The following is a 24,595-nucleotide window of genomic DNA, read 5'->3' as shown; positions in this document are numbered from 1 at the left end:
GCCTGCGGTCAACCGGTCATTCCATCGTGGCGATAAGGTCGGTCAGGCTGGCCGTGGCGAAACCTACCGAACTGTCGGAAATGCCATAGGGAATGTGCAACTGGTCGCCCACGCGCATCATGCCGCAGGTATAGACGACGTTCGGCACATAGCCCGACCGGTCCGAATGCTCGGCGGTCAGGATCGGTTCGGACGTGCGGCCGATGATCTTCGCCGGATTGTCCTTGTCCAGCAAGACACAGCCCAGCGCGTACTTGCGCATAGCTCCCACACCGTGGGTCAGCATCAGCCAGCCGTGCTCGGTCTCGATGGGGGAGCCGCAGTTGCCGATCTGGATCAGCTCCCACGGATACTTCGGCTCCATCAGCAGTTCGCCATCGCCGTGCCACTGGCAAAGGTCGCGCGAATACATCAGGTAGAGGTTCTTGCCGTCCTGCCGGCCCACCATCACGTATTCGCCGCCAATGCGGCGGGGGAACAGGGCCATGCCCTTGTTGCGTCCGGCGCTGCCGATCACCGGCTGCATGCGGAACTTGCGAAAATCGCGCGTGCGCAACAGTTCGGAACGGATCGAGCTGCCAGAGTAGGCGGTGTAGGTGCCGACGTATTCCTCGGTCCCGTCCTCCTCCTCCAGTCGCGTCAGCCGCAGGTCTTCAAGGCCGCCGCGCTGGGCTTCTGTCACGGGGAAAATCACCGTGCTGGCCAGGCCAACGTGCGGGTGGCGACGCACGATCACGCCTTCCTCGCCATTGCCGACGTTGCCGTGAACTTCCGCCGCAATGGTCAGCGGCGGGTCGGGGAGCAGCTCCAGCCGCCCGTCGTCGAAAGCAATCCCCTCGCGAAAGTCGATCGTGCTGATGTGCCCCTCGCCAACCGTGCGCAGGCTCAAGACAAAGCGGCAGCCGCCCTTGGGAATGTCCTTCTGGTGGGGATGCGGCACGATGCTGGGGTTCATGATCGCGGCTGCGGCATAGGTGTATTCGTGGCAGAAATAGGCCCCGATCAGCCGTCGGCGCGAGCGCGACAGGCTCTGCCCGTCCAGATCCAGCATCTCCTCCACTTCGGCAAAGCGGCGGTCGAACATCGTTTCCAGCAGCCAGTGCCGGTCCTTGAAGTCGTGCAGCACGCGGCGATACTCGGAAGCCGCACCCTTCTCGGGCAGGGCAATGATTGCCTCCACCAGCCGGTGCGAGCGTTCGTGAGGCGCATTGGTGGATGTCCACCCAAGGTGGAACGGCCGCAGGACTACCTTTGACGGATCGGCGTGAAGCCGGAGATCAAGCAGCCGCAAGCCCTGTTCCGCCGTGGACAATTCCGCTTGCTGCACTGTCATCAAGTCCTCCCGGGTTATGTCCACGGACCCCATCCGTAATGCTGCCGGCGAATGCGGCCATGGCGCTGTACGACGCATGAAGGGCCAGCACCGATTCCGCCCCGCAGTTGAGATTTGCCCCGCGCGGGGTCACGCCATCGCGGCAGCGCCCGCTGGCCAGGTCAGCGATCATCACCCCGCGATCGTTCACGCCGAAGAACCACTGCCAGGCCCGGTTAGCCACGGTGCGCCAGGCGCAATCGCGAGTAACCTTCCAGGCAGCACCCGCCGCCTCGATCATCGCCTGGGCTTCCAGCGGCTGCTGGTCGAACGGAAGCTGCACACCCGGCTGACCGAATCCTTCCGAGCCGACCGGGCGGAACTGCCCCTGGGCGCCAGTCTGGCGCTGGCTGATCCAGCCAAGCGTATCCAGGCCCGCCCGCGTCCACTCCGACCGTTCGAGGCATTCGCCAGCCAGGATCATCGCCAGCGGCAGGCGCGGGTTGTCATAGGCCAGCACCGCCTCAAACCACGGCCAGCTAGGCCGCCGGTATTCGGCAAGCAGGCTGGTGAGCATGTCGCCGGTTCGCTCCAACAGGCCCTGCGCGCCGCGATGCTGGGGATCGGTCCGCAAAATGCTCGCCGCACCCTGCGCCGCCAGCGCCAGCGCGCGCGGCGAATCGATGGCGGCAAAACCGCGCAGAGCGCGATCGAACCACATGCGGCCCCACAGCCGCAGGTCATCGTCCAGCGCCCGTTCCGCCGTGGCACCAAGCGCCCATAGCGTCCGGCCATAGCTGTCCTCAGACCCGCGCTCCTCGCACCAGCTGCGGTCATAGGACATGAAGTTGCGGAAAGCCTGCTCGCCATCGTTCCAGGCGTGCTGGATGAAACTGGCAAAAGTAACGCTCCACCGGCGGCGCTCGGCCATCGGCAGGTGCTTTCCATCGTGCATGGCAATCAGCGCGCGGGCATTGTCATCGATGCAATAGCCGTGGGTGCGGTCGGGAACCGACAGCACACCGTGCTGCAACATGCCCGTACCATCGCACAAGGTCCACAGCGCGCGGGAGCCAGGGGCTTCCAGGCGGGCAGGCAGGTATGGCGCGGGTGAGACGGCCTCTTTGACCATCGCCAGCGAGCGGCGGCCAAACACCGACCACAGCGTCTCGCGCCCGCGCTGGTAGGCAAGCTGACGCACGCCCTGGCGGAACTCGGGATCATCGAGGAGGGCCAGCACGCCATTGGCCATCGCCGCGGCATCGCCCGGCGGCACCAGTACGCCGGCGCCATCACCCAGCAACTCGCGCGCATGCTCGTAAGGCGTGGATACTACCGCCTTGCCCAGGGCCACGGCAAAACTCAATGTGCCCGACGTGGACTGCTGCAAGTTGGGATAGGGCGTCAGGTACACGTCACACTGCTGCAACTGGTCCAGCAGGTCATCGGTTTCCAGAAAGCGGTTATCCCAATTGATGTTATCTTCCACTCCCAGCTCGCGCGCCTGGGCTATCAGGCTTTCGCGATAGGTCTCGCCCTCGCGGGCGAGCAGGGTGGGATGGGTCATGCCGACAATGCGGTAGCGCACATCGGGATACCGGGCGCGGATTGCCGGCAGCGCGGCAATCGCGGTTTCCAGCCCTTTGCCGGGGCCGATTAGCCCAAAGGTCATCAATTGCGGGGCCGCGCTACCGTCAGCGAAGCTGGCGGGACTGGGAATGAAAGGACGGTCCGGCGCGCCATGCGGGATCACCACCACCTGTTGCGGGCGTGCGCCGTATTCGGCAATCAGCAGTTCGCGGCCCGAACGCGTCATCACCATCACCCGGCTGGCCCGGGCGAGGAGCTGCCTGACGATGCGCCGCTGATTGTCCGACGGCTGGCGTAGCACCGTGTGGAAGGTGACGAGCAGCGGCGCAGCCAGAGCCTGGGCCAGATCGACCACCGTTTCGCCATCGGGGCCGCCGAAGATGCCGAATTCGTGCTGGATCCAGACAGCATCCGCCCCGCTGGCGTTGATCTGGTCCGCCAAGTTCCGCACGGCGGCCCGGTCATGCGGAGATACGCGACCGGCTATCGCCCCATACTCCAGCGCGCAATCCGGCTCGGTCAGGGCGTAAATGTCCACCTGCGGCGGTGAAGGCAGCGCACCAAGGCTGCGAGCCACCTCATCGGTGAAGGTCGCAATTCCGCAGCGACGCGGCAGATAGGTGCCGATCAGCGCGACCCGCGGGGAATTGCCCAGGTCGGCCGCAAGGCCCGGAAAGGCTGAGAATTCGAAATCGGTGTTGTCTGCGTACAGGATCAGGTCTGAGCGATAATTCACGTGCGGATTCCCTGAGAGCTGGAGCCTGCTTCACAAACCCCAACGCCGCAGGTCACGGCACGGTTCCTGCGCAGGTGCAGCATGGTTGGCGAAACGGGACGAACGGAAGCAGGGGTTGCTCAGAAACGCGCAACTGCCTCGCGCAGCAGATCTAGCGCGGCGGCTGCGCCGTGGGCGCGGCCTTCGTTTCTTTCGACATCGCCAAAATGCAATTCGCGGGCCAGATCGCCGTCGCCATGGGCCACGGCAATGTGCACCAGGCCGTTCTCGTTATCCTCGCCTGCATCTCCGGTGAAGCCGGTCACACCCACTGCCAGGTCGGCTCCCGCAAGGATACGGGCCTGGCGGGCCATGGCCACCGCGATTTGCGGGCTGACCACGCCGAAGCGTTCGATATCGGCTGCGGGAATGCCCAGCATCGCCGTCTTCGCCTCGTTGCAATAGGTGACGAAGCCGCCCCGGAAACACGAGCTGACCCCCTCGATGCCGGTCAGCGTTGCCGCAATCAGCCCGCCGGTGCAGCTTTCCGCCGCCGCCAGGGCCAGGTTGCGCGTTGCGGCCGCTTCCAGCAAGGCCCGACTGCGTGCGCCCAGATCGAGCAGTTCGCGTTCCAGAGCGGCAAGATCGCCGGTCATCGCAGGAAGGCTCCGTGGTGTCTCATCCTGCTTGCAATGCCGGCCCTGCCCGCAAGGTTCCCATGGCCAGGTTGGCAGGCCACGCGATCGACCAGGTCTTGCGAGCTGCCGGGGTGCTGCTTACCCAGAGTGCCGCATGAAGCCGACCGACCGCTCCGAACTGAAGACGAACGCCACGATCATGTCAGGGCGACTCAAGCTGATGAGCCACCCCGAGCGCCTGCTGATGCTGTGCCGCATGGACGAAGGCGAGGTTTCCGTGAACGAGCTGGTCGAACTTTCCGGCCTGTCGCAGAGCTCGGTATCACAGCATCTGGCCCTGCTGCGCGAGGAAGACGTGGTCAGAGTGCGGGGTGAGGCCCAGCTGCGCTTCTACAGCCTGAAGGATCCCATCGTTCGTGGCGTGATCCACACGCTGTGCGAGCTTTGCGCTGCCCAGTCGCAATAGGACCCCAGGCGCAAACGCTGACCCCGCGAGAAGCAGGGTCAGGCCAGGCCTTCCTGCAGCATCCGGCCGATGCGCCGGATCACCAGTTCCTTGCGCGGGTGCGGCTGGCGATCGCGGCGCGTCACCAGCACGCGCTGGCCGGTGGGAATATCCACCGGCAGCCGCACCATCTGCCCCTTTTCCACATAGGGGCGCGCGTCTTCATCGAAGATCAGGCTCGCGCCCTGCCCTTCGACCACATGATCGATGATCACCTCCATGAACTGCGATCGGGCCGCGATCCGCGCCGGAGCCACCCCCGCGCCCCGCAGCGTGGCCAGTTGCCAGGCTTCTGACGGCGTCCCCCGGTTGGACAGGACATAGGGCAGCCCCGCCAGGTCCGCCGGCACCTGCCGCACCCTGGCGGCCAGCGCAGGCGCGGCATAAATGCCCACCGACGTCTCGCGCAGGGCGGTAAATTCCAGTCCGGGCAGGTCCAGCAGGTCGCCGGTGTAGAAGGCGCAGTCCGCCTCGCCGGCGCGAACCAGACGCAGCAGTTCCTCGTGCTGGGCGGCCTGGACGAATTCAAGGTTGAGGCCATCCTCGGTCGCGAACAAGCGGCGCACGTTGGGCCTGATCCAGCGATCGAGCAGATAGTTGCCTGCCGCAATCCGCACGGTCACTTCCATCCCGTCCGTTTCCGCAGCGAAGCTGACCTTTTGCGCCGCCCGCAGCACGGCGCGGGCTTCCACCAGCATCGCCTCGCCCAACGGGGAAAGCTGCGCGTGCGAGCCGCGATCGCGAACGAACAGGCGGCCGCCGGCGTGCTGTTCCAGCAGGCGGATATGGCGGCTGATCGCCGGCTGGCTGATGTTCAGCCGGTCCGCCGTCTTGCGAAAGTTCTCGTCTTGTGCGGCTTCGACGAAAACCTCGATCTGCCGCAGGGTGAACGCCATGAAGTGATAACCTCTCCAACATAACCGATAACCCCCCGACGCGTTGCTCTGCAATGGCCTCCGGGGCCAAGAGGGCAAAAATTTCCGGGGGAGAGGAAACCGTGTCAAACCTTCGCGCAAACCGCGCCCGTGCACGCGCACTGGCATCAGCCGGGTCACTGGTGCGGGCAGCAGGCGGCCTGGCACTGGCCGCCGGGCTGTGCCTGGCGGGCCCGGTCGTGGCGCAGGAGGCGCCGGCCGAGTGGAACCACTTCCCCACCCCCGCCCGCGCTCCCCGAGGCGCACCCAACGTGTTGGTGGTGCTGACCGATGATGTGGGCTTTTCCGCCGTGACCAGCCTGGGCGGGCCGATCCCCACGCCCACCTTCGACTATCTGGCCCAAAACGGCCTCACCTATAACCGCTTCCACGTCACCGCCATGTGCAGCCCGACGCGCGCCGCGCTGCTGACCGGGCGCAATCACCATGCCGTGGGCTATGGCGCCATCGCCAACGTGGCGGTGGACGAGGCAGGCTATACCTCGATCATTCCGGAAAGCGCCGCCACCATTGCCGACGTGCTGCGGATGAACGGTTATGCCACGGCCTTCTTCGGCAAGAACCACAACACGCCGGACTGGGAACTGGGGCCGACGGGGCCGTTCGATCACTGGCCCAATGGCATGGGGTTTGACTATTTCTACGGCTATAACGGCCCGGCGACCGACCACTTCAACCCCGAACTGGTGGAAAACCGCAATCCGATCCGGCGTGACCGCACCGACGAGACCTATCACCTGGACCGCGACCTGGCCGACCGCATGGTCGACTGGCTGCACGCGCAGAACAGCCTGCAGCCCGACCAGCCCTTCCTGATGTACTACGCCCCCAGCGCCATGCACGGGCCGCAACAGGTCCCGCGCGAATGGATCGACCGCTTCGCCGGACAGTTCGACCGCGGGTATGACGTGATGCGGCAGGAAATCTTCGCCCGGCAGAAGGCGCAAGGACTGATCCCGCAGGATGCCGCCCTCGCTCCGCGCCCTTCAGGCATTCCCGCGTGGGACAGCCTGACCCCGCTGCAACAGCGCAATTCCGCCCGCCTGATGGAAGTGGCCGCTGCGCACATGGCCTACATGGATTTCCAGTTCGGCCGCGTGATCGAGGCGCTGCGGCAGAGCGGCGAGCTGGACAACACCCTGATCCTCTATGTCCAGGGCGATAACGGCGCGGCCATGCACGAACTGGGCGGCACGCTGAACACCTACGAGAGCTTCGCCCAGATCGAGGAAAGCGACGAAGAGCTGGCCGTCGGCCTGAACCGCGCGGGCAGCGAGGACGCCTTCGGCAACTATCCCGCCGGCTGGGCCTATGCCATGAACACGCCGTTCCCCTGGGGCAAGGCCATTGCCAGCCACCTGGGCGGCACGCGCAACGCGCTGGTGGCCTTCTGGCCGCAGCGGATTACCGAGCGCGGGGCGATCCGCCCGCAATACAGCCACGTGATCGATATCGCGCCCACGATCTATGAAGCCGTGGGGATCACTCCGCCCGCCGTGGTGGATGGCGTGGAGCAGCAGCCGATTGACGGAGTCTCGCTGGCTGCCACCTTCACCAGCGCCGCCGCGCCCGAAGTGCGGACCGAGCAGTATTATGAAATGCTGGGCAGCCGCGCTTTCTACCGCGATGGCTGGCTGGCGAATACGGCGGTGACCTGGCAGCCCTGGAGCCTCAACGACTACAACCCGCTGACCCTGCCGTGGGAACTTTACAACCTCGACGAGGACTTCAGCCAGACGCGCAACCTGGCAGCCAGCAACCCGGAAAAGCTGGCCGAACTGCAGGCGGCATTCGATGTCGCCGGTGCGCGTTACAACGTGCTGCCGCTGCAGGCGGACTACCTGGCCCGGCTCAACCCCAACCGGCGGCCCCATGCGCTCAGCCCGCAAGGGTCGTATGTCTATTACCCGGGCGAGATGCGCTATCCGATTGCGTCGTGGCCCAACGTCACTCCCAACTGGACCGCCGAAGCGCGGCTGACCGCCAGCACAGCTGCCGACAGCGGGCCGGTATTCGTGATGGGCATGCGCTTTACCGGCTATGGTCTGGCGCTGGAACAGGGCGTGCCGGTGTTCACCTACAACCCAACCGGCCGCCCGCAGGAGCGGATGACCGTGCGCGCGCCGGCCCCGCTGGCTGCGGGTGAGCACACTGTCACCGTGGCATTCCGCCCGGAAGGGCGCGGCGTGCGCCTGGCCCTGTCGGTCGACGGGACCGAAGTTGCCGCTGCGAGCGACGACCGGTTCTACCGCGTGTTCGCCGGCAATGCCCTGATCGGCCGCCCGATGATCGACGATCGCACCGGCCCCATGCGCTGCGACTGCGACATCACCAACGTTACCATCACTATCAACTAGCAGGGCCGACCATCCGGCAGCTATTGTCTGCCCCCCACGGACGATGCCTACGAGAGGAACACCATGACCGATACCCTTGCCGCCCTGCAGGCCGAACTGGCTGCCATGAAGGAGCGCCAGGCGGCGCTGGAGGCCGAAGTGCGCCAGGCGCGCGATTTCCAGGCCGTGCAGAACCTGCAGGCCGCCTATGGCTACTATGTCGACAAGGGCCTGTGGGACAATGCGGCCGACCTGTTTGCCGAGGACGGCACGCTGGAGCTGGCCGGGCGCGGCGTCTACATCGGGCGAGAGCGGGTGCGGGCCTACCTTCACCACCTGCCCGCCTATGGCGAAGGCATGCTGTATAACCACATGCAGTTGCAGCCGGTGATCCACGTGGACAGCGCGGCAGGCACGGCCAAGGGCCGCTGGCGCAGCTTCATGATGGTCGGATCGGTGGGTAACGAAGCCCGCTGGGGCGAGGCGACCTACGAAAACGCCTACAGGCGGGTCGATGGCGAATGGAAGATCGCCCAGCTCCACGGCTACATGAACATCTACGTCGACTTCTACGAAGGATGGAACAAGGGAGGCGTGAAGCTGCTGCGCTCGATCGACGGCCTCCAGCCCGATGCCCCGCCGACGATGGAATACGAGTGCTTCCCCGCGCCTCTGATCGCGCCATTCCACTACGACAAGGTGTAACGCGATGCCGGGGGGGACGATCGCGAAGAGCATCCTGCTGGCCGGTGTCGCGCTGGGGCTCGCCGCCTGTTCGGCGGAAAGCGAAGCGCCCGCGCCGTCGCCACGCCAGCAGGCGGAAATTCCCGCCAATCCCCTGCGCAACGCCTATTTCGGCGACCTGCACCTGCACACCAGCTACTCGCTGGACGCAGCGGCCTCGGGCACCAACACGGTGCCGGACGATGCCTATCGCTATGCCCGCGGGATGCCGGTCGATTACATGGGCCAGACCGTGCAGCGCCGCGTGCCGCTGGATTTCCTGGCGGTGACCGACCATGCCGAATACCTGGGCATGGTGCGGCTGGGGCGCGATCCGGCGGGCCGCTATGCCGGGTCCGAATGGCCCGCGCTGCTGGCGGTGGAGAATTTCGGGCAGGTATTCCCGATCATGCGCCGGGTCGTTAACCCGTCGCTGACGCGGGGGGCGGATTCGCCGTTCTATGACCGCGCCGGCATTCGCGACAACTGGGGCGACGTGATCGAGGCGGCCGAGGCGAACTATGTCCCCGGCACCTTCACCACTTTTGCCGCGTTCGAATGGTCGGCTACGCCAAACGACGGGCACCAGCACCGCAACGTGATCTTTGCCGGTCCGGACTATCCGGACATGCCGTTCTCCACCAACGATTCCATGCGGCCGGATGACCTGTGGACCTATGCCGAAGGCTGGCGCGCGCGGGGGGTGGATTCGATCCTGATCCCGCACAATTCCAACCTGTCCGAAGGCATGGCCTTCTCGATGGACCAGACCGGCGGCGCGCCGATGACCCGCGAGTGGGCCGCGCGGCGCAACGCCAATGAACCACTGGTGGAAATCAGCCAGAACAAGGGCAGCAGCGAAACCCGCCCCGAACTGTCCCCCGATGACGAATTTGCCGGCTTCGAGCTGCTCGCCCCCGAAGGCGAGGACCTGGGTGGCGGCTATGTCCGCACGGGCCTGGGCCGGGGCCTGCTGATCGAGCGCGAGCTGGGCATCAACCCGATGCAGTTCGGCATCATCGCCGCCAGCGATTTCCATTCGGGTGTCTCGTCCACCGAGGAAGACAACTTTCCCGGCGGGTTGGGCCTGGGTGACAGCCAGGCCGATCCCGAAGCGCTGCTGAACCAGATCTCGCCCATCCTCAACGCCCCGCTGACCACGCTTTCGGCGGGCGGGATCACCGGCGTCTGGGCTGAGCGCAACACGCGCGAGGCGATCTTTGCCGCGCTGCGCCGGCGCGAGGTCTTCGCCACCAGCGGTCCGCGCATCAAGGTGCGGATGTTCGCCGGGTGGGACCTGCCCGCCAGCCTGATCGAGCGGAACAGCTGGGTGGCCGAAGCCTACCGCCGCGGCCAGCCGATGGGCGGATCGCTCAGCCGCGCCAGTGGCCGTGCCGCGCCGCAGTTCCTGCTGGAAGCAGTCAAGGATCCGCTTTCGGGCAACCTCGACCGGGTGCAGGTGGTCAAGGTGTGGATCGACCACGCCGGGGCGCACGAGAAGGTGTTCGACGTGGTCTGGTCGGGCAACCGGCAGCGCGATCCGCGCACCGGCAAGGTCGGCCCGGTGGGCAATACCGTGGACGTGGCCAATGCCAGCTATGCCAACACCATCGGCAGCGCCCAGCTTGTCACCGGGTGGACCGACCCGGAGTTCGACCCCGCCCAGCCGACGCTGTACTATGCCAGGGTGCTGGAAATCCCCACGCCGCGCTGGCCGGTCTACCTGGCCCGGCGCAGCAACCTGCCCTTCCCGGAAGGCCAGCCCGCCTGGTTGCAGGAACGCGCCTGGACCTCGCCCATATGGTATCGCCCGTGAGAACCCTGCCCCGCTGGCTGAAAGACCCGCTGGTCCATTTCCTGCTGGCCGGCACCCTGCTCTATGCCCTGCTCCCGCGCGAAACCGATGCTTCATCGCAGGTGATCGCCGTCGGCCGCGCGGACCTGATCGGCTACATGCAGGGCAAGGCGCGGCTGTATGACGGGCAGACGTTTGACGAGGCTTATGACGCGCTGAGCCCCGGGCAGAGGCGCGAACTGTATGACGATTTCGTGCGCCAGGAAGCCCTTTATCGCGAGGCACGCGCGATCAGCCTGGACGAGGCCGATCCGCTGGTGCGCAGCCGGCTGGTGCAGCAGATGGACCTGCTGCTGCGCGACCAGGCGCTGTCGGGCGTGACCATTTCGGCGCAGGAAGTGGAAGAGTATTTCCACGATCACCGGGCCGACTATGCCCAGGCCGCCACGGCCACGTTCACGCACGTGTTCATCGACGGACAGAAGCACGGAGCCGCCACCGCGCAAGTGGCGCAGCGCGAACTACAGGCGCTGCGATCGGGCAATGTCGCGCCGGAGGACGCGCTGGAGCGGGGCGACCGTTTCCCCTACCAGCGCAACTATTCGGCCATGACGCAGTCCTCGCTGGTGCCCGAACTGGGCGAGGAACTGTCTGCCGCCGCCTTCCGCCAGCCGCTGGGCCAGTGGACCGGGCCATTCCGCTCACCGCTGGGCTATCACATGCTGCGCGTCGCCTCGCGCCGCGCAGCGGAAGAGGTGCGGCTTGAGCAGATCCGCGACCTTGTGGCCCGCGATGCCCTGCAGGCCAAGCGCAACCGGCTGGGCGAGGAGCAGATCCGACAAGCGATTTCCGCCTACCGGGTGGATGCAGCAGGCGATCTGGGCGAACTGGGCGAGCCGGAACGGTGAGGTGGCTGCTAGCCCTGTTGCTGCTGACCCCCATGCTGGCTTTTGCCATGCCGGCCCGGGCTGACGAGGCCCGTCCGCTGTATATCGAGGCGAAGGCCACCAGCGAAACCACGCTGGACCTGGCTTGGCGCATCCCGCCAAACTTTGCCCCCGGGGCCGTGCCCAACCTGGTGCTGCCCGCCGATTGCAATCTCGACGGCAGCATGCGCCGGTGGAGCGACGGGATCGGCCATCAGCGCACCGCCCGCTTCACCTGCCGCCAGCCCCTGGCGGGGCGCGGGTTCACCATATCCTACCCCATGGGCAACCCGAACCTGCCCACCATCTACCGCGCCGTGCTACCCGATGGCGCGGCCACCATCGGCATGCGCTTGCCCGGCGTAACGCAAATTCCCTTCCCTGCCCCCACGGCTGAAGCGCAAGGAACCTTCACCCAGTATCTGGTGCTGGGGGTGGAACATATCTGGCTGGGGTTCGACCACCTGCTGTTCGTCGCCTGCCTGGTGTGGATCGCCGGGCACTGGCGGCGCGTGGTGGCGACCGTTACCGGCTTCACCATCGGCCATTCGATCACGCTGGCCGTGGCCGCGCTCGACATCGTGGCGGTGCCGATCCGCACGGTGGAGGTGCTGATCGCGCTCAGCATCGTGCTGCTGGCGGTGGAACTGGCTCGGGGCCGGTCAGACACGATCACCTGGCGTCACCCGCTGGCCGTATCCAGCGGGTTCGGCCTCCTCCACGGCTTCGGCTTTGCCGCCGTGCTGAAGGAAGTGGGCCTGCCGCAGGAAGGTTTGCTGAGCGCGCTGCTGGCCTTCAACCTGGGGATCGAACTGGGGCAACTGGTCTTCGTGGCCGCGCTGATGGTGCTGGTCACCCTGCTGGGGCTGGCTGCGCGCCGCCTGCTGCCGCTGCTTGACCACGAGCGCTTCGCGGCACTGCCTCGTCTCGCCGCTGCCTATTTCATCGGAATAACCGCAAGTTACTGGATGCTGCAACGGGCCCTTTAGGGGTTCGCCTGCCGGGAGAATATTGATGCGCCACCCGACCCTTCGCCTGATTGCGTCCACCAGCCTGTTGGCGGCCCTTGCCGCCTGCCAGCAGCCTGCCGCGCCCGATGCCACGGCCGCCGATCCGGCGGTGGACCGGCTGGCGGCCAACCCCGCAGAAGCAGGGGACCGCGTGCTGTTGTGGGGCGATACCCACCTGCACACGCGCGAAAGTGCAGACGCTTTCGAGAACGGCACCAACAACGCCGATATCGATACCGCATACCGCTTCGCCCGCGGCATGCCGGTGCGACACACCCGCACGGGCGACGTGATCCGGATCGACAAGCCGCTCGATTTCCTCGTCGTCGCCGACCATGCCGAGATGCTGGGCGTGCTGCCGCGCATGGTGGAAGGGGATGAAGATATCCTGGCCACCACCGGCGGGCGGCAACTGGCCGAAGCCTACCGCGCCAATCCCGATACCGCCTATATGCAGACCATGAAGCTGGGCCCGCATGACCCGGTGAACGACATCATCTCCTCGCTCCACAACCCCGAGATCCTGCGCACATCGTGGGAACGCCACATCGATGCTGCCGAACGCTACAACGAACCGGGCAAGTTCACCGCCCTGATAGGCTGGGAGTGGAGTAGCACCCCCAACGGCATCAACCAGCACCGCGTGGTGTTCACTTCGGCCGATGGCGATGTGGCCCGCCAGTTCCTGCCGCTGAGCAACTATGACACGATGGCCCCGGAAGGCCTGTGGCGTTTCCTGCGCGAGACGCGGGCCCGCACGGGGGCCGACTTCGTGGCCATCCCGCACAACTCCAACCTGTCGCAGGGCCAGATGTGGACCCAGCTCAATACCGACGGCGAGGAATTCGACGCCGCCTATGCCCATGAGCGGCTTGAATGGGAGCGCGTGGTGGAGGTGACCCAGTACAAGGGGACCAGCGAGGCGCACCCCAGCCTGTCCACCAATGACGAGTTCGCCGACTTCGAAATCCGCGAGACGATGTTCGGCAGCGAGCCGGCCATCCCCCACGCCGGCAGCTATGTCCGCACAGGGCTGCTGGCCGGCCTGGCCGCGCAGGCGCGCACCGGCGTGAACCCCTTCGCCTTTGGCGTGATCGGCAGCACCGACAGCCACTCCGGCCTCTCCTCCCAGCGCGAGGACGAGTTCTACGGCAAGTCCGGCGGGGACATCTACCCGCAGGAAAAGGCCGATGCCGTGCTGGGGCCGATGAACTCGTGGGTCGTCTCGGCAGGTGGCATTGCCGCCGTGTGGGCCGACCGTAACGACCGTCGCAGCATCTACGAGGCGTTCCGCCGGCGCGAGGTCTATGGCACCAGCGGCCCGCGCATTGCCCTGCGGGTATTCGGCGGCTTCGGCTTCGTGCCCGGGGATGCCGAGGCGGCGGACTTTGCCCGCGTCGGCTATCGCAAGGGCGTGCCGATGGGTGGCGAATTGCAGCGCCCCACCCGTGCTGTTGCCCCGGCCCTGCTGATCCAGGCGGTCAAGGAAGCGGGCGGTGCCAATCTTGACCGGGTGCAGGTGATCAAGGGCTGGCGCACGGCCGACGGGACCTTGCGCGAACAAGTCTACAACGTGGTGTGGAGCGGCTCCGGCCGCCTGCGCAGCGATGGCTCGCTGGCCCCGGTGGGTGACACGGTGGACCGGCGCACGGCCCGCTATACCAACACCATCGGCGCGGGCGAATTGGTGACCCTGTGGCGCGACCCCGATTTCGATCCGGCCGTCAACGCGTTCTACTATGTCCGCGTGCTGGAAATCCCCACGCCGCGCCACCAGCTGTTTGATGCCATCGCTCTGGGCATGGACCCGGCGCGCACCGCCCTGCCGCTGACCTTGCAGGAACGTGCATGGTCGTCGCCGATCTGGTACCGCCCGTGATGTGATGAAGCATACACGGCTCAGAAGCGGTCCCGACACCTCCGGCATGGTCCACCTGCCGGGGGGCACTTTCACCATGGGTTCGGAGAGCTTCTATCCCGAGGAGCGTCCGCTGCGGCGGGTGAAGGTGGACCCGTTCTGGATCGACGAGACGCCGGTGACCAACGCCCAGTTCGCCGCCTTTGTGGAGGCTACGGGCCACAGGACCTTTGCCGAGATCGCGCCCGACCCGAAGGACTATCCCGGCATGGACCCGGCACTGGCCCAGCCCGGATCGCTGGTGTTCAGAAAGACGCCGCGCCCCGTGCCGCTCAACGATTTCAGCCAGTGGTGGGAGTTCTGCCTGGGGGCCGACTGGCGCCACCCCACCGGGCCGGACAGCAGCATCGCGGGGCTGGACGATCACCCGGTTGTGCAGGTCACCTATGGCGATGCGCTGGCCTATGCCCGGTGGGCCGGCAAGAGCCTGCCAACCGAGGGCGAGTTCGAATTCGCGGCCAAGGGCGGGCACGAGGGCCGCGACTATGCCTGGGGGGATGACCTGATCCCCGGGGGGCAGATGCTGGCCAACTTCTGGCAGGGCGCCTTCCCTTACGAGAACACGCTGGAGGACGGGTTCGAGCGGACCAGCCCGGTGCGTCATTACCCGGCCAACGACTATGGCCTGTGGGACCTGATCGGCAACGTGTGGGAGTGGACCAGCGACTGGTATGCCCAGCCGCAGGCCGTCGAGAAGAAGAAGCCCGGTGCCTGCTGCACCATTCCCAACCCGCGCGGCGGCAGGAAGGCCGACAGCTTCGATCCGTGCACCCCGCAGGTGAAGATCGGCCGCCGGGTGCTGAAGGGCGGCAGCCACCTGTGCGCCGAAAGCTATTGCCAGCGCTATCGCCCCGCCGCGCGCCAGCCGCAGGCGGTCGACACGTCCACCAGCCACATCGGCTTCCGCTGCGTGGTGCGCGGCTGACCGCCGTTATCTACGCAATTTGCGGCATGGGCCGCGCCCCAAACACGCCATATGCTGCCTCCCGATATTCCGCTGGTGGAGACGGGCCGGTGCAGCAGACAGCCTTCATTGGACAAGCCGCCACCCGTCGCCGCCTGCTAGGCGGGGCACTTATGGCTGGCGGGGCGCTGGCCGTGCCGGGGCTGGTGCGCGGGCAGGTGCTGGGCACCCCGTCGCTGGTGCCGATGCGCCTCTCGCCCGACCAGCTTGTCGACATGAAGTGCTGCCTGCGCCCGCTGCGCGCCGCCGGGCCGAACCTGGGCACAGAGAGCGTGGGCGGCAAGCTGGTGGTACACAACTATGGCCACGGGGGCAGCGGCTGGTCACTCTCCTGGGGATCGGCCGAGGTGGCGGTGGGCAAGGCCCTCGCTTCCCTGCCGCGCAGCGTGGCCGTGGTCGGCTGCGGCATCATCGGGCTGACATCGGCTGTGGTGGCACAACGCTATGGCCTTGACGTTACGATCTATGCCCGTGACCAGATTGCGCGCACCCGCTCATTCCGCGCCAGTGGCTCCTACACACCGGGATCGCGCATCGCCCTGGTGGAGCCCGCCGGCCCGCAGTTTCCCGACTTGTGGGAGCAGATGGCGCGCCATTCCTGGCGCATGTTCCGCACCATGCTGGGCCTGCCGGGCGAGCCGGTGCGGTTCGGCGACAGCTATGCCGTGTCGGACGCCCCGATCGAACGGCGTACCTGGCCGGCCGATCCTGCAATTACCGAGAGCTTTGCCACCGCCGGGCTGCCCCGGCAGAACAGCGAATTCGCGCACCTCGATAGCCGCATTGCCGATATCGTGCCGCAGGCCGTGCCGCTGCCGCCGGGCGAGAACCCGTTCGGGATGCCCTATGCCACGCGCAGTTCGCAGATGCATTTCAACTTCCCCGCCTATGCCGCGATCCTGCTGGACGAGTTCTTCGGCCGCGGCGGAAAGTTCGTGAACCGCGTCTTTCATCGCCCCGGCGAACTGGCGGACCTGCCCGAGGACGTGGTGATCCACGCCACCGGCTATGCCGCGCGCGACTTCTGGGGCGATCGCACGGTCATCCCAGTGCGCGGGCAGACCGGCTGGCTGGTGCCGCAGCCAGGCGTCAATTACTCGCTGCGCTATCGCAACGTGTCGGCCCTGTCGAAGGGCGACGGCATCGTGATCATGAACAACAACCCTGACTTGGGTGATATGCTGGGCGTGGGCGACAGCATGGAACTGCCCAATCGCGCTCCGATCGAGGAGGCGATGGCAACGCTGGCCGCCATCTTCGCCCGCAGCGCGGGAGCGGCGGCATGAGCGCGCGGACGGGCCAGTTGGTCGCCGCCCTGGCGCTGGTGGCATTGGGCACCGGGGCCGCGCTGGCGCAGAGCCGGGGCGGAACCGGCACGGGACGCTATACTGCGGAACAGGCGGCAGCCGGGGCGCAGGTCTATGCCATCAACTGCGCCATGTGCCACGGCGCGCGGATGGAAGGGCGCGGCGAGATCCCGCCGCTGACGGGGCGCTTCGTGGCCAACTGGGCGGGTCGCCCGGTGGCCGACCTGTTCGCCTATGTCTCGCGGGCCATGCCGCAGCATGCACCGGGCAGCCTGGCACCCGAACAGAACGCACATCTGGTGGCGCTACTGCTGCAGGCCAACGGCGTGCCCGCGGGTGCCCGCGAATTGCCCGCCGATGAGGCTGCCCTGCAACGAATCACGTTCGATCCGCCGGGGCCCGCGCTCTAGTTGCGAGCCGCATCGCGGCGCGTCCCTGGTGCAGTGCGTCAATTTCCTGCAGCGCTGTTGCTGCAATGCAACATCCTGAGTGGATGAGATTGCCACCGTGCCGCAGGGATCATGCAGATGGATCGTGCGAGCTAGCCCCCTTTCCGACCACTATTTGCATCTTCTTTCCGGTATTTAGGTAAACCAAACGAGAGGTTGTTAACGTTCCATTCGCGCCCGCAGAGCGGGGACGGCACCCTGGCCCCCATCCACTCCCTGCGTTTTGCATCGCACCAATATCGCGGTATCCTGCACCCGGTCGCTAACACATAGGGTCCGGGAAGAACGTGGGCCTGATCGAGGGTAAAATGGTCGAGGGGTTGCCCCCGCCTGACATATTTTATGGATGCTTCTGCCCCGCCGGTCGCCGCCAGGCCGGCCGCGCCGGGCAGCCATCGCTCCGGCACGGGACCCCCTTCGGGCGATGACTGGCAGCGCCACCTCTCCCTCGCCGCATGCCCGTAGCGCCGGGCTGCCCAACACCCGCACCTTCAATTCCACCCGGCACAACGCCGCCGCCAACCTGGCGCTGGGGCTGATCCTGCTGGCCACCATCGTCGAGGCTGCACTGCTGGCAGGCGAGGCGACCTCCGCCGATAGCAGCCGCCCGTTCCACTGGCTGACCATGGTGGTGCTGATGGTAATCACCGTGGCGGGCGTGGGCAGCTTTGCCCTGATGCGCCGCCGGGTGGATGAGCTGGAGAAGCTTTCCGCCAGCATGCAGGAAGCCTTGCGCGCCAAGGACGCGGCCGAAGCGGCCAACATGGTCAAGCAGCGCTACCTGGCCACGGTCAGCCACGAGATCCGCTCGCCGCTCAACGCGATCTATGGCTATGCCCAACTGGTCGAGCAGCAAAACGATGTCGACCCGCGGCAGGCGGCCCGCGTGATCCGCCGCTGTTGCGAGCATATCACCACCCTGTCGGAAGGGCTGCTCGATATTGCCCAACTCGATAGTGGCGTGCTGCGCCTGCGCCACGAAGCGATCGACTTGCCTGACTTTCTCGACCAGCTGACCTGGATGGTGCGTCCGGGGGCCGAAGCCAAGGGCCTGGCATTCCACCTGCAAACCGTGGGCCGCATTCCCGCCGTTGTGCGCACCGATCCTGGCCGGCTGCGCCAGGCACTGCTGAACCTGATCGGCAATGCCGTGAAGTTCACCGCCAGCGGCAGCGTGACGCTGCGTGTTGCCTATCGCGGTCAGATCGCCACCTTCGACATCATCGACACCGGCCCCGGCATCGCCGAGGAAGACCAGCAGCGCGTGTTCGATCCCTATGAACGCGCCGATGGCAGCGCCCAGGGCGTGGGGCTGGGCCTGCCGATCACCAAGGCGATCGTGCGTATCCTTGGTGGTGACCTGAAGCTGGCCAGCACGCCTGGCCAGGGGAGCTGCTTCACCGTCACCCTGATGCTGCCCGAACCGATCCGCGCGCTTGATCCACAGGCCACGCAGCGCAAGATCATCGGTTATGAGGGCGACCGGCGGCGCATTCTGGTAGTGGATGACGAAGCGGAGCAGCGCGACCTGCTGCAGCATTATCTCACCGCTTGCGATTTCCACGTGACCACGGCGGCCAGCGGGGCCGAAGCCCTGGCACTGTGCGCTGAATGCGCGTTCGACCTGGTGATGCTGGACATATCCATGCCCGGCATGACCGGGTGGGAAACCGGCGCCCGCATCCGGGAGCTCTGCGGCAGCCAGGTTCGCATCGCCATGGCATCGGCGAATGCACAAGAGTTCCACCGGCCCGAGACCGACAAGGCCAGCCATGACCATTTCTTCGTCAAACCCTATCGCCTGGACGATCTGGCGGACGGAATCGGCGCGCTGCTGGGGCTTTCCTGGCAGTGGGAAAGCACCGGCGAAACACCCGAGGAGCCGGCCGGCTCCGCACGCGGCAAACGCCTGCCCAAGCGCGCGCTCGAGCACGTCGAGCGGCTTCGCGAGCGCATCCATATCGGCCACGTCCGCGGGATCGAGGCCGAGATTGCCATGCTGGCCCAGGCCGCCCCGGATCACGGCCGCCTGGTCAGTGCCCTTTATGCCGCGCTGGACGAGTTCGACCTCGCCGGCCTGTTACGTCTGCTGGAGGAAGCATGAGTGAACGTCCGCCCGCCAGTCTTCCCGGAACTTTGCCAGGTCAGGGAGACACGGTTCTGGTAATCGATGACGAGCCCGGTTCGCTGGGCATGATCACTGCCAAGCTGGAAGCCGTGGGCATTACCGTGCTGGTGGCTACGTCCGGCAAGGCAGCGCTGGCCCTGCTCGACCGGATCCTGCCCGACCTAATCATCGTGGACGGGATCATGCCGGAGATGGACGGGTTCGAGACCTGCCGCAGGATCAAGGCCGATCCGCGCACCGCCGCGCTGCCGATCGTGTTCCTGACCGGCATGACCGAGAGCGAGCATGTAGTGCAGGCCTTCGAGTGCGGGGCGACCGACTATGTAAAGAAGCCGGTCAACCTCGACGAACTGCTCGCCAGGGTCCAGGTCCACATGGCGCAGGGGCGCGCGGCGCAGGCCAGCGCGGCCAGCCTGGATGCCACGGGCCGGCTGATGCTGGCGACCGATGCGGCCGGTAACCTGCTGTGGTGCACTCCCGGGGCCGAGGCGGCACTTGCGCGCTGCCAGGACGGCTGGACCCCCGCGAACGGCACGCCGACCGCCTTGCTGCCCGTGGTCACCCGGCTGATCGCACGGGGCAGCGCCGGGGCCAGCGCCACCGTAGCGGCAACGCCTGCCAACCCCACGCAAGGGGGCACATTGGAACTGGTGCTGGTGGGCCGCTACCGCCAGAACGAGGTGCTGATCCGCATCAACGAGATGAACCCCCGCCAGGACGTGGAGCGGCTGGCCGGTCGCCTGGGCCTGACCGCGCGGGAGGCGCAGGTGCTGCTCTGGGTCAGCTACGGCAAGTCCAGCCTGGATATCAGCGAGGTGTTGGAGATCAGCCCGCGCACGGTGCAGAAGCACCTGGAGCACGTCTATACCAAGCTGGGCGTGGAAACCCGCTCTGCCGCAGCGGCCATCGCCATCCGCATGACCGAGGCCTGACGCCAACTGCAAAGCAAAAGGGCGGAGCGACCGTGGTCGCCCCGCCCCCGCAGTGGCGTAATCTCCGGATGGCTCAGTCGATGCCGACGAAGCGGGTGTCGCCGCGCGTGGCGCGGGCGGCCATGTAGGTCACCGTCGGCTCCAGGCTGGCGGCCAGCTCGCGGCGGCAGCGGAAATCGGGCTTCTGGTCGGCACCCACGCGGTCACCCGGGTTGCAGGCGGCGGCGATCTGGCGTTCCACATCGCGGCGGAACTGGGCCACGGCGACCGGATCGGCAAAGTTCACGCCAGACGAGTTCACCCGCAGGGTCACGGCTTCGCGCTGGGCGGGGGCTTCATTGGCAGTCGCCGGAATGGCGGCGGCGAGGAGGCCGGCGGCAGCAGCGGCTGCCAGGGCAAGGGTCTTCATCGATAGCTCTCCTGAGAACATCTTTTGCAGTGTTTTGCGAGTATTGCGAATGGCTCGATTTGTCGGACTCTCTACGACCAAGGTCGGACCGGTCCGTCAGGCGTTCTTGCTGCGCTGAGAGGGCAGATATGCGCCTACCACGCTTTTGGCAAGCACCTCACACTCCCAGAAATGGCGGAATTCCGCCATTTTCATGCTGCAACTGCGCTATCGCACTGCACGGGAGAGGAGGCCGAAGGGCGTCGATGAAAGTAAGAACAAAGAAGCAAACGCCCGAAGCTTTACGATTCAGCTTCCATATGGCTCAAGTGATTCACAATAGAGTCATGATGAATCAGAATAGAGTCTGAGTCATCATCACTAAAAGTGCTTGTTTTATTTGTGAACGACAAAGCATTACGGCGCAGCGCCGCGGAATGCGGAGCCACGTGCTTGCCCATGCGGGCTTCCGAAGACCGTCGGAGGCCCGCTCCGCATCTAGCTATTCATTGCTGCTGCCCCGCCCCTCCGTGCTGCGTTGCAGAACAGAACCCCGAAAAAAATCGCCCGGGATGCAAAAAAATTGTGCAGCCTGGCGTGAATCTGCTCATTCCGTAGGCGCCCGGGCTGCAATCGCCTCGATTTCGATCAGGTAATGCGGTCCCACCAGGGCCGCGACCTGGAAGGTCGAGCGGGCCACCGTGGTGGGATTTTCAGCGGTACCGAAGAACTCGCGATAGCCGGCATTGGCCCCTGCAAAGTCCATTGCGCCGGTGCGCGGGTCCGCCGCCACCATCAGCGTCAACTTGACCACGTCGGCCATGGTGAAGCCCTGGGTTTCCAGGATGTCCTTGATCTTGGCCAGGGTGCTGATGGTCTGCTGGCGGGTATCCCCCATCTGCTCGATCGACGTCACCGCACTCATCGGCATGGTGGGATCCAGCGGCGACGGGAGCTGGCCCGAGACGTAAATCGTATCCGCCCCGGCATTGACCCGCGCGGCTTCCAGGATGATCGCCTGGGGGTTGCGCTGGATGCGGATCACCTCGCCTGTCGCAGCGGCAGGCGTGGCCGCCGCCACGGTGGCAAACGCCAGCAGCGGGGCAGCGATCAGTTGGCTCTTGGTGGGCATTTTTATCGTGGCACCTTCGGCAATTGTCCTGTGTCTGCACCCTACCGAAACACCCGCCGCAGCGATCTACGCACATCGGCGTATGGGATTCGCCCGCCATCTGCGTTCGATTAAAGGCATCGGATCAACGAGTCCGTGACCGTCCCGGCAAGCGCCGGTGCGGCGACACAAGCAGGGAGAGCACCGGAATAACAACAGGGGCCACGCTAATGTCGCGCATTACCAGGACGACCGCTTTCATCTTCCTCGCTTCCACCGCACTTTCCACCACGGCAATGGCGCAGGACGCTCCGGAGGCCGCGCCGGAAGAGGCCATCGAAGGCGACTTCATCATCGTCACCGGCACCCGCGCCGTGGGCCAGGCCGCTGCCGATAGCGCCGCCCCCATCCAGTTGCTGTCGGATGACGCACTGACCCGCGTGGGCCAACCCAACCTGAACCAGGCACTGACCCAGTTGGTCCCCAGCTTCCAGGCCCAGACCCAGGGCACCGACATGGCCAGCTTCTCGCTGTCGGCCCGCCTGCGTGGCGTCAGCCCCAACCACACGCTGGTGATGGTCAACGGCAAGCGCCGCCACGGCAACTCGATCCTGCAGGTGATCAACGGCGCTTTCGGCGGTTCGGCCGCACCCAGCATCGACCTGATCCCGCCGGACATGGTGGAGCGCATCGAGATCCTGCAGGACGGCGCGGCCGCCGTGTACGGTTCCGACGCCATCGCCGGCGTGATTAACATCATCCTGAAGAGCGATACCGATGGTGCTTCGGTGCGCTTCAACGCGGGCCAGTATTACGACAACGAGGGCGCCAGCTACAGCGTCAGCGGCAACTTCGGGATGGAGGTGGGCGACGCCGGTTTTCTGGACGTCAGCCTGTTCCACCGCGAGAATGGCTACACCACGATCGGCGACGGCCAGATTTCGGTGGTGAACGTAAACGGCACCATCAACTCCGGCGTATCCGTCGCCTTCCGTCCGCTTTACCAGGCGCTGGCTGACAACGGCGGAACGGCCAACATCAACGGTGGCCAGCCGGCATCCAACCTGAACGTTGCCATCTACAACTTCGGGTACGACTTCGACGCGTTCGAACTGTACTCGTTCGGCAACGTCTCGCGCCGCACCGGTGACGCGCTGCAGGGCTATCGCGTGCCCAACCGCGTGTGCCGCAACCCGCTGACCGCCACCGCGCAGACCAGCGATCCGACCAACTGCTTCGGCAACACCGCCGCCACCGGCCTGGTGCCGCACATCGAGGTGTTCCAGAACGAATTCTCGTTCACCGGCGGCCTGCGCGGCGAAACCGACAGCGGCTGGACCTGGGACGTGTCGGCCACCTACGCGGAAGACCGCGCGAAGGTTTACACCACCGGCTCGGTCAACGCCTCGCTCTATGTCGCAACCGGCTTCTCGCCGACCGACTTCTATGACGGCGGCTTCCAGTTCAATCAGTTCGTCAGCACGGTCGACATCAGCAAGGAGCTGGAAGTCGGCATGGCGGAACCGATGACCATCGCCTTCGGTGGTGAGTTCCGCGACGAAAGCTACGAGGTGTTCCAGGGCGATGCCGGATCACTCTACATCGAGGGCGGCCAGTCGTTCCCCGGCTATTCGCCCACCGACGCGAGCAAGATCGACCGCAACGCCAAGGCCGCCTATGCCAACGTGATCCTCTATCCGGTCGACGGCTGGACGGTAGACGTTGCCGGCCGCTACGAGGACTACAGCGACTTTGGCGACACGCTGATCGGCAAGCTGACCACCCGGTACGATTTCTCCGATGCCTTCGCCCTGCGCGGCACGGTCAGCACGGGCTTCCGCGCCCCCACGCTGGCGGAATCGGGCTATTCGGCCACCAACGTGGGCCCGACCAGCGCCGTGCTGCAGCTCGCGCCCAGCTCGGCCGGTGCCGCCAGCGCCGGGTTCGGAGCCTTGGGGCCGGAAGAATCCTTCAACATCTCGCTGGGCACGGTCATCCGCCCCGCCCCGCTGCTGACCATGACGCTGGATGGCTATTACCTGAAGATCAACGATCGCATCGTCTCTTCGGGCACCATCATCGGGCAGGACGCATCGCCGGTGCCGACCCCTGCCGTGCCGAGGCTGACCCCGCTGATCAACGGGCTGACCCCCTACCAGCTGGTGCTCAACGCCATTGCCGCCAGCGGCAAGGTGCTTGACCCCACGGTGGTGGCCAGCGGCCAGCTGGGCATCCAGACCTTCACCAACGGTATCGACACCGAAACGTGGGGCCTCGAATTTGCCGCCCGCTATCCGGTGGACCTGCCGTTCGGCTCGCTCGACCTGAGCCTGGGGGCGAACTACAACATTACCAGGGTGACCGACTCCTCGGCTCTGGGCACCCTGTTCGTGCAGACCGCCGAAGACACGATCGAGAACGCCAGCCCGGACTACAAGATCAACCTGGGCGCACTCTTCGAGAGCGGGGCCTTCAGCGCCAATGCCCGCATGAACTACTATGGCAAGACCACCCAGCTAGTGCGCCCGAACGGCTTCTCCACCACGCCGCGACCGGTGCTGAACTATGCCGGCGTGGGCGAGTATTACCGGGCCACGGTTGGCGCCACGCCGATCTTCGACCTGGAGCTGGCCTACGACTTCACCGACTGGATGGAGATCGCGGTGGGTGCCAACAACCTGCTGAACAAGAAGCCGGAAATTCCGGACCTGGTGGCCGATTACAACCCGGCGACCTGGCCCACCAACAACCGGTCGCCCTACATCAACAATACCGGTGTCATCAATCAGCCCTATACCTTCGGGCCCTACGGCACCAACGGCGGGTATTATTACGCCCGCCTCACCCTGAACTTCTAGGTTTATGCCTGGCGGGCACCCCTTGTGCGGGGGTGCCCGCCCCCTTCCTGCCTGC

The 24,595-nt window shown here is 66.1% G+C and carries 19 protein-coding genes; 13 read left to right on the top strand and 6 right to left on the bottom strand.

What is annotated here, in order from left to right:
- Positions 1 to 16 precede the first annotated feature (16 nt).
- The 3 genes from GRI99_RS05115 to GRI99_RS05105 all read right to left on the bottom strand — a co-directional run bounded on the left by GRI99_RS05115 (position 17) and on the right by GRI99_RS05105 (position 4,273).
- A complete protein-coding gene (locus GRI99_RS05115) occupies positions 17 to 1,333 on the bottom strand; it encodes a glycoside hydrolase family 130 protein (protein ID WP_160770976.1) in 1,317 nt (438 codons plus the stop codon).
- Positions 1,278 to 3,638 carry a glycosyltransferase gene (locus GRI99_RS05110; RefSeq protein ID WP_160770975.1) on the bottom strand — a complete coding sequence of 787 codons (2,361 nt, stop codon included), beginning with the start codon at positions 3,636 to 3,638 and terminating at the stop codon, positions 1,278 to 1,280. The genes GRI99_RS05115 and GRI99_RS05110 overlap by 56 nt, the downstream gene beginning before the upstream one ends.
- 119 nt (positions 3,639 to 3,757) lie before the next feature.
- On the bottom strand, positions 3,758 to 4,273 hold the full coding sequence (locus GRI99_RS05105; protein ID WP_160770974.1) for a CinA family protein: 516 nt from the start codon (positions 4,271 to 4,273) through the stop codon (positions 3,758 to 3,760).
- Positions 4,274 to 4,409: 136 nt separating this feature from the next.
- Between GRI99_RS05105 and GRI99_RS05100 the strand changes: the two genes are divergently transcribed.
- Positions 4,410 to 4,721 carry an ArsR/SmtB family transcription factor gene (locus tag GRI99_RS05100; RefSeq protein WP_160770973.1) on the top strand — a complete coding sequence of 104 codons (312 nt, stop codon included), beginning with the start codon at positions 4,410 to 4,412 and terminating at the stop codon, positions 4,719 to 4,721.
- A 38-nt stretch (positions 4,722 to 4,759) separates the two neighbouring features.
- On the opposite strand, the gene GRI99_RS05095 is transcribed toward GRI99_RS05100, so the two are convergent.
- Positions 4,760 to 5,656, bottom strand: a complete 897-nt coding sequence (locus tag GRI99_RS05095) for a LysR family transcriptional regulator (RefSeq protein ID WP_160770972.1) — start codon at positions 5,654 to 5,656, stop codon at positions 4,760 to 4,762.
- 101 nt (positions 5,657 to 5,757) lie between these two features.
- On the opposite strand from GRI99_RS05095, the gene GRI99_RS05090 reads away from it, so the two are divergent.
- The 11 genes from GRI99_RS05090 (at position 5,758) to GRI99_RS05040 (ending at position 20,183) form a co-directional block, all read left to right on the top strand.
- Entirely contained in the window at positions 5,758 to 8,052 is a 2,295-nt protein-coding gene (locus GRI99_RS05090; RefSeq protein WP_160770971.1) for a sulfatase-like hydrolase/transferase, read from the top strand.
- Between the two features lie 63 nt (positions 8,053 to 8,115).
- Positions 8,116 to 8,736: a nuclear transport factor 2 family protein gene (locus tag GRI99_RS05085; RefSeq protein ID WP_160770970.1), complete on the top strand. Its 621-nt coding sequence runs from the start codon at positions 8,116 to 8,118 to the stop codon at positions 8,734 to 8,736.
- Between the two features lie 4 nt (positions 8,737 to 8,740).
- Complete coding sequence (locus GRI99_RS05080; RefSeq protein ID WP_160770969.1) at positions 8,741 to 10,570, top strand: DUF3604 domain-containing protein; 1,830 nt, start codon at positions 8,741 to 8,743, stop codon at positions 10,568 to 10,570.
- Positions 10,567 to 11,457 carry a peptidyl-prolyl cis-trans isomerase gene (locus GRI99_RS05075; protein WP_160770968.1) on the top strand — a complete coding sequence of 297 codons (891 nt, stop codon included), beginning with the start codon at positions 10,567 to 10,569 and terminating at the stop codon, positions 11,455 to 11,457. Before GRI99_RS05080 ends, GRI99_RS05075 begins: the two co-directional genes overlap by 4 nt.
- Entirely contained in the window at positions 11,454 to 12,464 is a 1,011-nt protein-coding gene (locus GRI99_RS05070) for a HupE/UreJ family protein (protein WP_160770967.1), read from the top strand. Before GRI99_RS05075 ends, GRI99_RS05070 begins: the two co-directional genes overlap by 4 nt.
- A gap of 25 nt (positions 12,465 to 12,489) precedes the next feature.
- Positions 12,490 to 14,364: a DUF3604 domain-containing protein gene (locus GRI99_RS05065; RefSeq protein ID WP_160770966.1), complete on the top strand. Its 1,875-nt coding sequence runs from the start codon at positions 12,490 to 12,492 to the stop codon at positions 14,362 to 14,364.
- Positions 14,365 to 14,410: 46 nt separating this feature from the next.
- On the top strand, positions 14,411 to 15,328 hold the full coding sequence (locus GRI99_RS05060; protein ID WP_160771638.1) for a formylglycine-generating enzyme family protein: 918 nt from the start codon (positions 14,411 to 14,413) through the stop codon (positions 15,326 to 15,328).
- An 89-nt stretch (positions 15,329 to 15,417) separates the two neighbouring features.
- Complete coding sequence (locus tag GRI99_RS05055; RefSeq protein WP_202392957.1) at positions 15,418 to 16,653, top strand: FAD-dependent oxidoreductase; 1,236 nt, start codon at positions 15,418 to 15,420, stop codon at positions 16,651 to 16,653.
- Positions 16,650 to 17,084, top strand: coding sequence for a c-type cytochrome (locus tag GRI99_RS05050; protein WP_160770964.1), 435 nt, complete (start codon positions 16,650 to 16,652; stop codon positions 17,082 to 17,084). The genes GRI99_RS05055 and GRI99_RS05050 overlap by 4 nt, the downstream gene beginning before the upstream one ends.
- A gap of 463 nt (positions 17,085 to 17,547) precedes the next feature.
- The gene (locus GRI99_RS05045) at positions 17,548 to 19,227 is read left to right on the top strand and encodes an ATP-binding protein (RefSeq protein WP_160770963.1); all 1,680 of its coding nucleotides are present in this window, start codon (positions 17,548 to 17,550) and stop codon (positions 19,225 to 19,227) included.
- Positions 19,224 to 20,183 (top strand): response regulator transcription factor, encoded by a 960-nt coding sequence (locus GRI99_RS05040; protein WP_160770962.1) that lies wholly within the window; start codon positions 19,224 to 19,226, stop codon positions 20,181 to 20,183. Before GRI99_RS05045 ends, GRI99_RS05040 begins: the two co-directional genes overlap by 4 nt.
- Positions 20,184 to 20,256: 73 nt before the next feature.
- On the opposite strand, the gene GRI99_RS05035 is transcribed toward GRI99_RS05040, so the two are convergent.
- Positions 20,257 to 20,592: a UrcA family protein gene (locus GRI99_RS05035; RefSeq protein ID WP_160770961.1), complete on the bottom strand. Its 336-nt coding sequence runs from the start codon at positions 20,590 to 20,592 to the stop codon at positions 20,257 to 20,259.
- A 586-nt stretch (positions 20,593 to 21,178) separates the two neighbouring features.
- Positions 21,179 to 21,703 (bottom strand): Rid family hydrolase, encoded by a 525-nt coding sequence (locus GRI99_RS05030; RefSeq protein WP_160770960.1) that lies wholly within the window; start codon positions 21,701 to 21,703, stop codon positions 21,179 to 21,181.
- A 209-nt stretch (positions 21,704 to 21,912) separates the two neighbouring features.
- On the opposite strand from GRI99_RS05030, the gene GRI99_RS05025 reads away from it, so the two are divergent.
- Positions 21,913 to 24,540, top strand: coding sequence for a TonB-dependent receptor plug domain-containing protein (locus GRI99_RS05025; RefSeq protein ID WP_160770959.1), 2,628 nt, complete (start codon positions 21,913 to 21,915; stop codon positions 24,538 to 24,540).
- The last annotated feature ends 55 nt before the right edge of the window (positions 24,541 to 24,595 follow it).

This window comes from Alteraurantiacibacter buctensis, from assembly GCF_009827655.1.
Taxonomy (GTDB): domain Bacteria; phylum Pseudomonadota; class Alphaproteobacteria; order Sphingomonadales; family Sphingomonadaceae; genus Alteraurantiacibacter; species Alteraurantiacibacter buctensis.
The sequence above is the reverse complement of the archived record's forward strand: the minus strand, read 5'-3'. Positions and strand labels throughout refer to the sequence as shown.

What these genes read in the sequence shown, in the direction of transcription:
- GRI99_RS05115 (WP_160770976.1), bottom strand. Translation starts at nt 1,333, where the DNA reads ATGACAGTGCAGCAAGCGGAATTGTCCACGGCGGAACAGGGCTTGCGG.
- GRI99_RS05105 (WP_160770974.1), bottom strand. Translation starts at nt 4,273, where the DNA reads ATGACCGGCGATCTTGCCGCTCTGGAACGCGAACTGCTCGATCTGGGC.
- GRI99_RS05100 (WP_160770973.1), top strand. Translation starts at nt 4,410, where the DNA reads ATGAAGCCGACCGACCGCTCCGAACTGAAGACGAACGCCACGATCATG.
- GRI99_RS05095 (WP_160770972.1), bottom strand. Translation starts at nt 5,656, where the DNA reads ATGGCGTTCACCCTGCGGCAGATCGAGGTTTTCGTCGAAGCCGCACAA.
- GRI99_RS05085 (WP_160770970.1), top strand. Translation starts at nt 8,116, where the DNA reads ATGACCGATACCCTTGCCGCCCTGCAGGCCGAACTGGCTGCCATGAAG.
- GRI99_RS05080 (WP_160770969.1), top strand. Translation starts at nt 8,741, where the DNA reads ATGCCGGGGGGGACGATCGCGAAGAGCATCCTGCTGGCCGGTGTCGCG.
- GRI99_RS05065 (WP_160770966.1), top strand. Translation starts at nt 12,490, where the DNA reads ATGCGCCACCCGACCCTTCGCCTGATTGCGTCCACCAGCCTGTTGGCG.
- GRI99_RS05060 (WP_160771638.1), top strand. Translation starts at nt 14,411, where the DNA reads ATGGTCCACCTGCCGGGGGGCACTTTCACCATGGGTTCGGAGAGCTTC.
- GRI99_RS05050 (WP_160770964.1), top strand. Translation starts at nt 16,650, where the DNA reads ATGAGCGCGCGGACGGGCCAGTTGGTCGCCGCCCTGGCGCTGGTGGCA.
- GRI99_RS05045 (WP_160770963.1), top strand. Translation starts at nt 17,548, where the DNA reads ATGACTGGCAGCGCCACCTCTCCCTCGCCGCATGCCCGTAGCGCCGGG.
- GRI99_RS05040 (WP_160770962.1), top strand. Translation starts at nt 19,224, where the DNA reads ATGAGTGAACGTCCGCCCGCCAGTCTTCCCGGAACTTTGCCAGGTCAG.
- GRI99_RS05035 (WP_160770961.1), bottom strand. Translation starts at nt 20,592, where the DNA reads ATGAAGACCCTTGCCCTGGCAGCCGCTGCTGCCGCCGGCCTCCTCGCC.
- GRI99_RS05030 (WP_160770960.1), bottom strand. Translation starts at nt 21,703, where the DNA reads ATGCCCACCAAGAGCCAACTGATCGCTGCCCCGCTGCTGGCGTTTGCC.
- GRI99_RS05025 (WP_160770959.1), top strand. Translation starts at nt 21,913, where the DNA reads ATGTCGCGCATTACCAGGACGACCGCTTTCATCTTCCTCGCTTCCACC.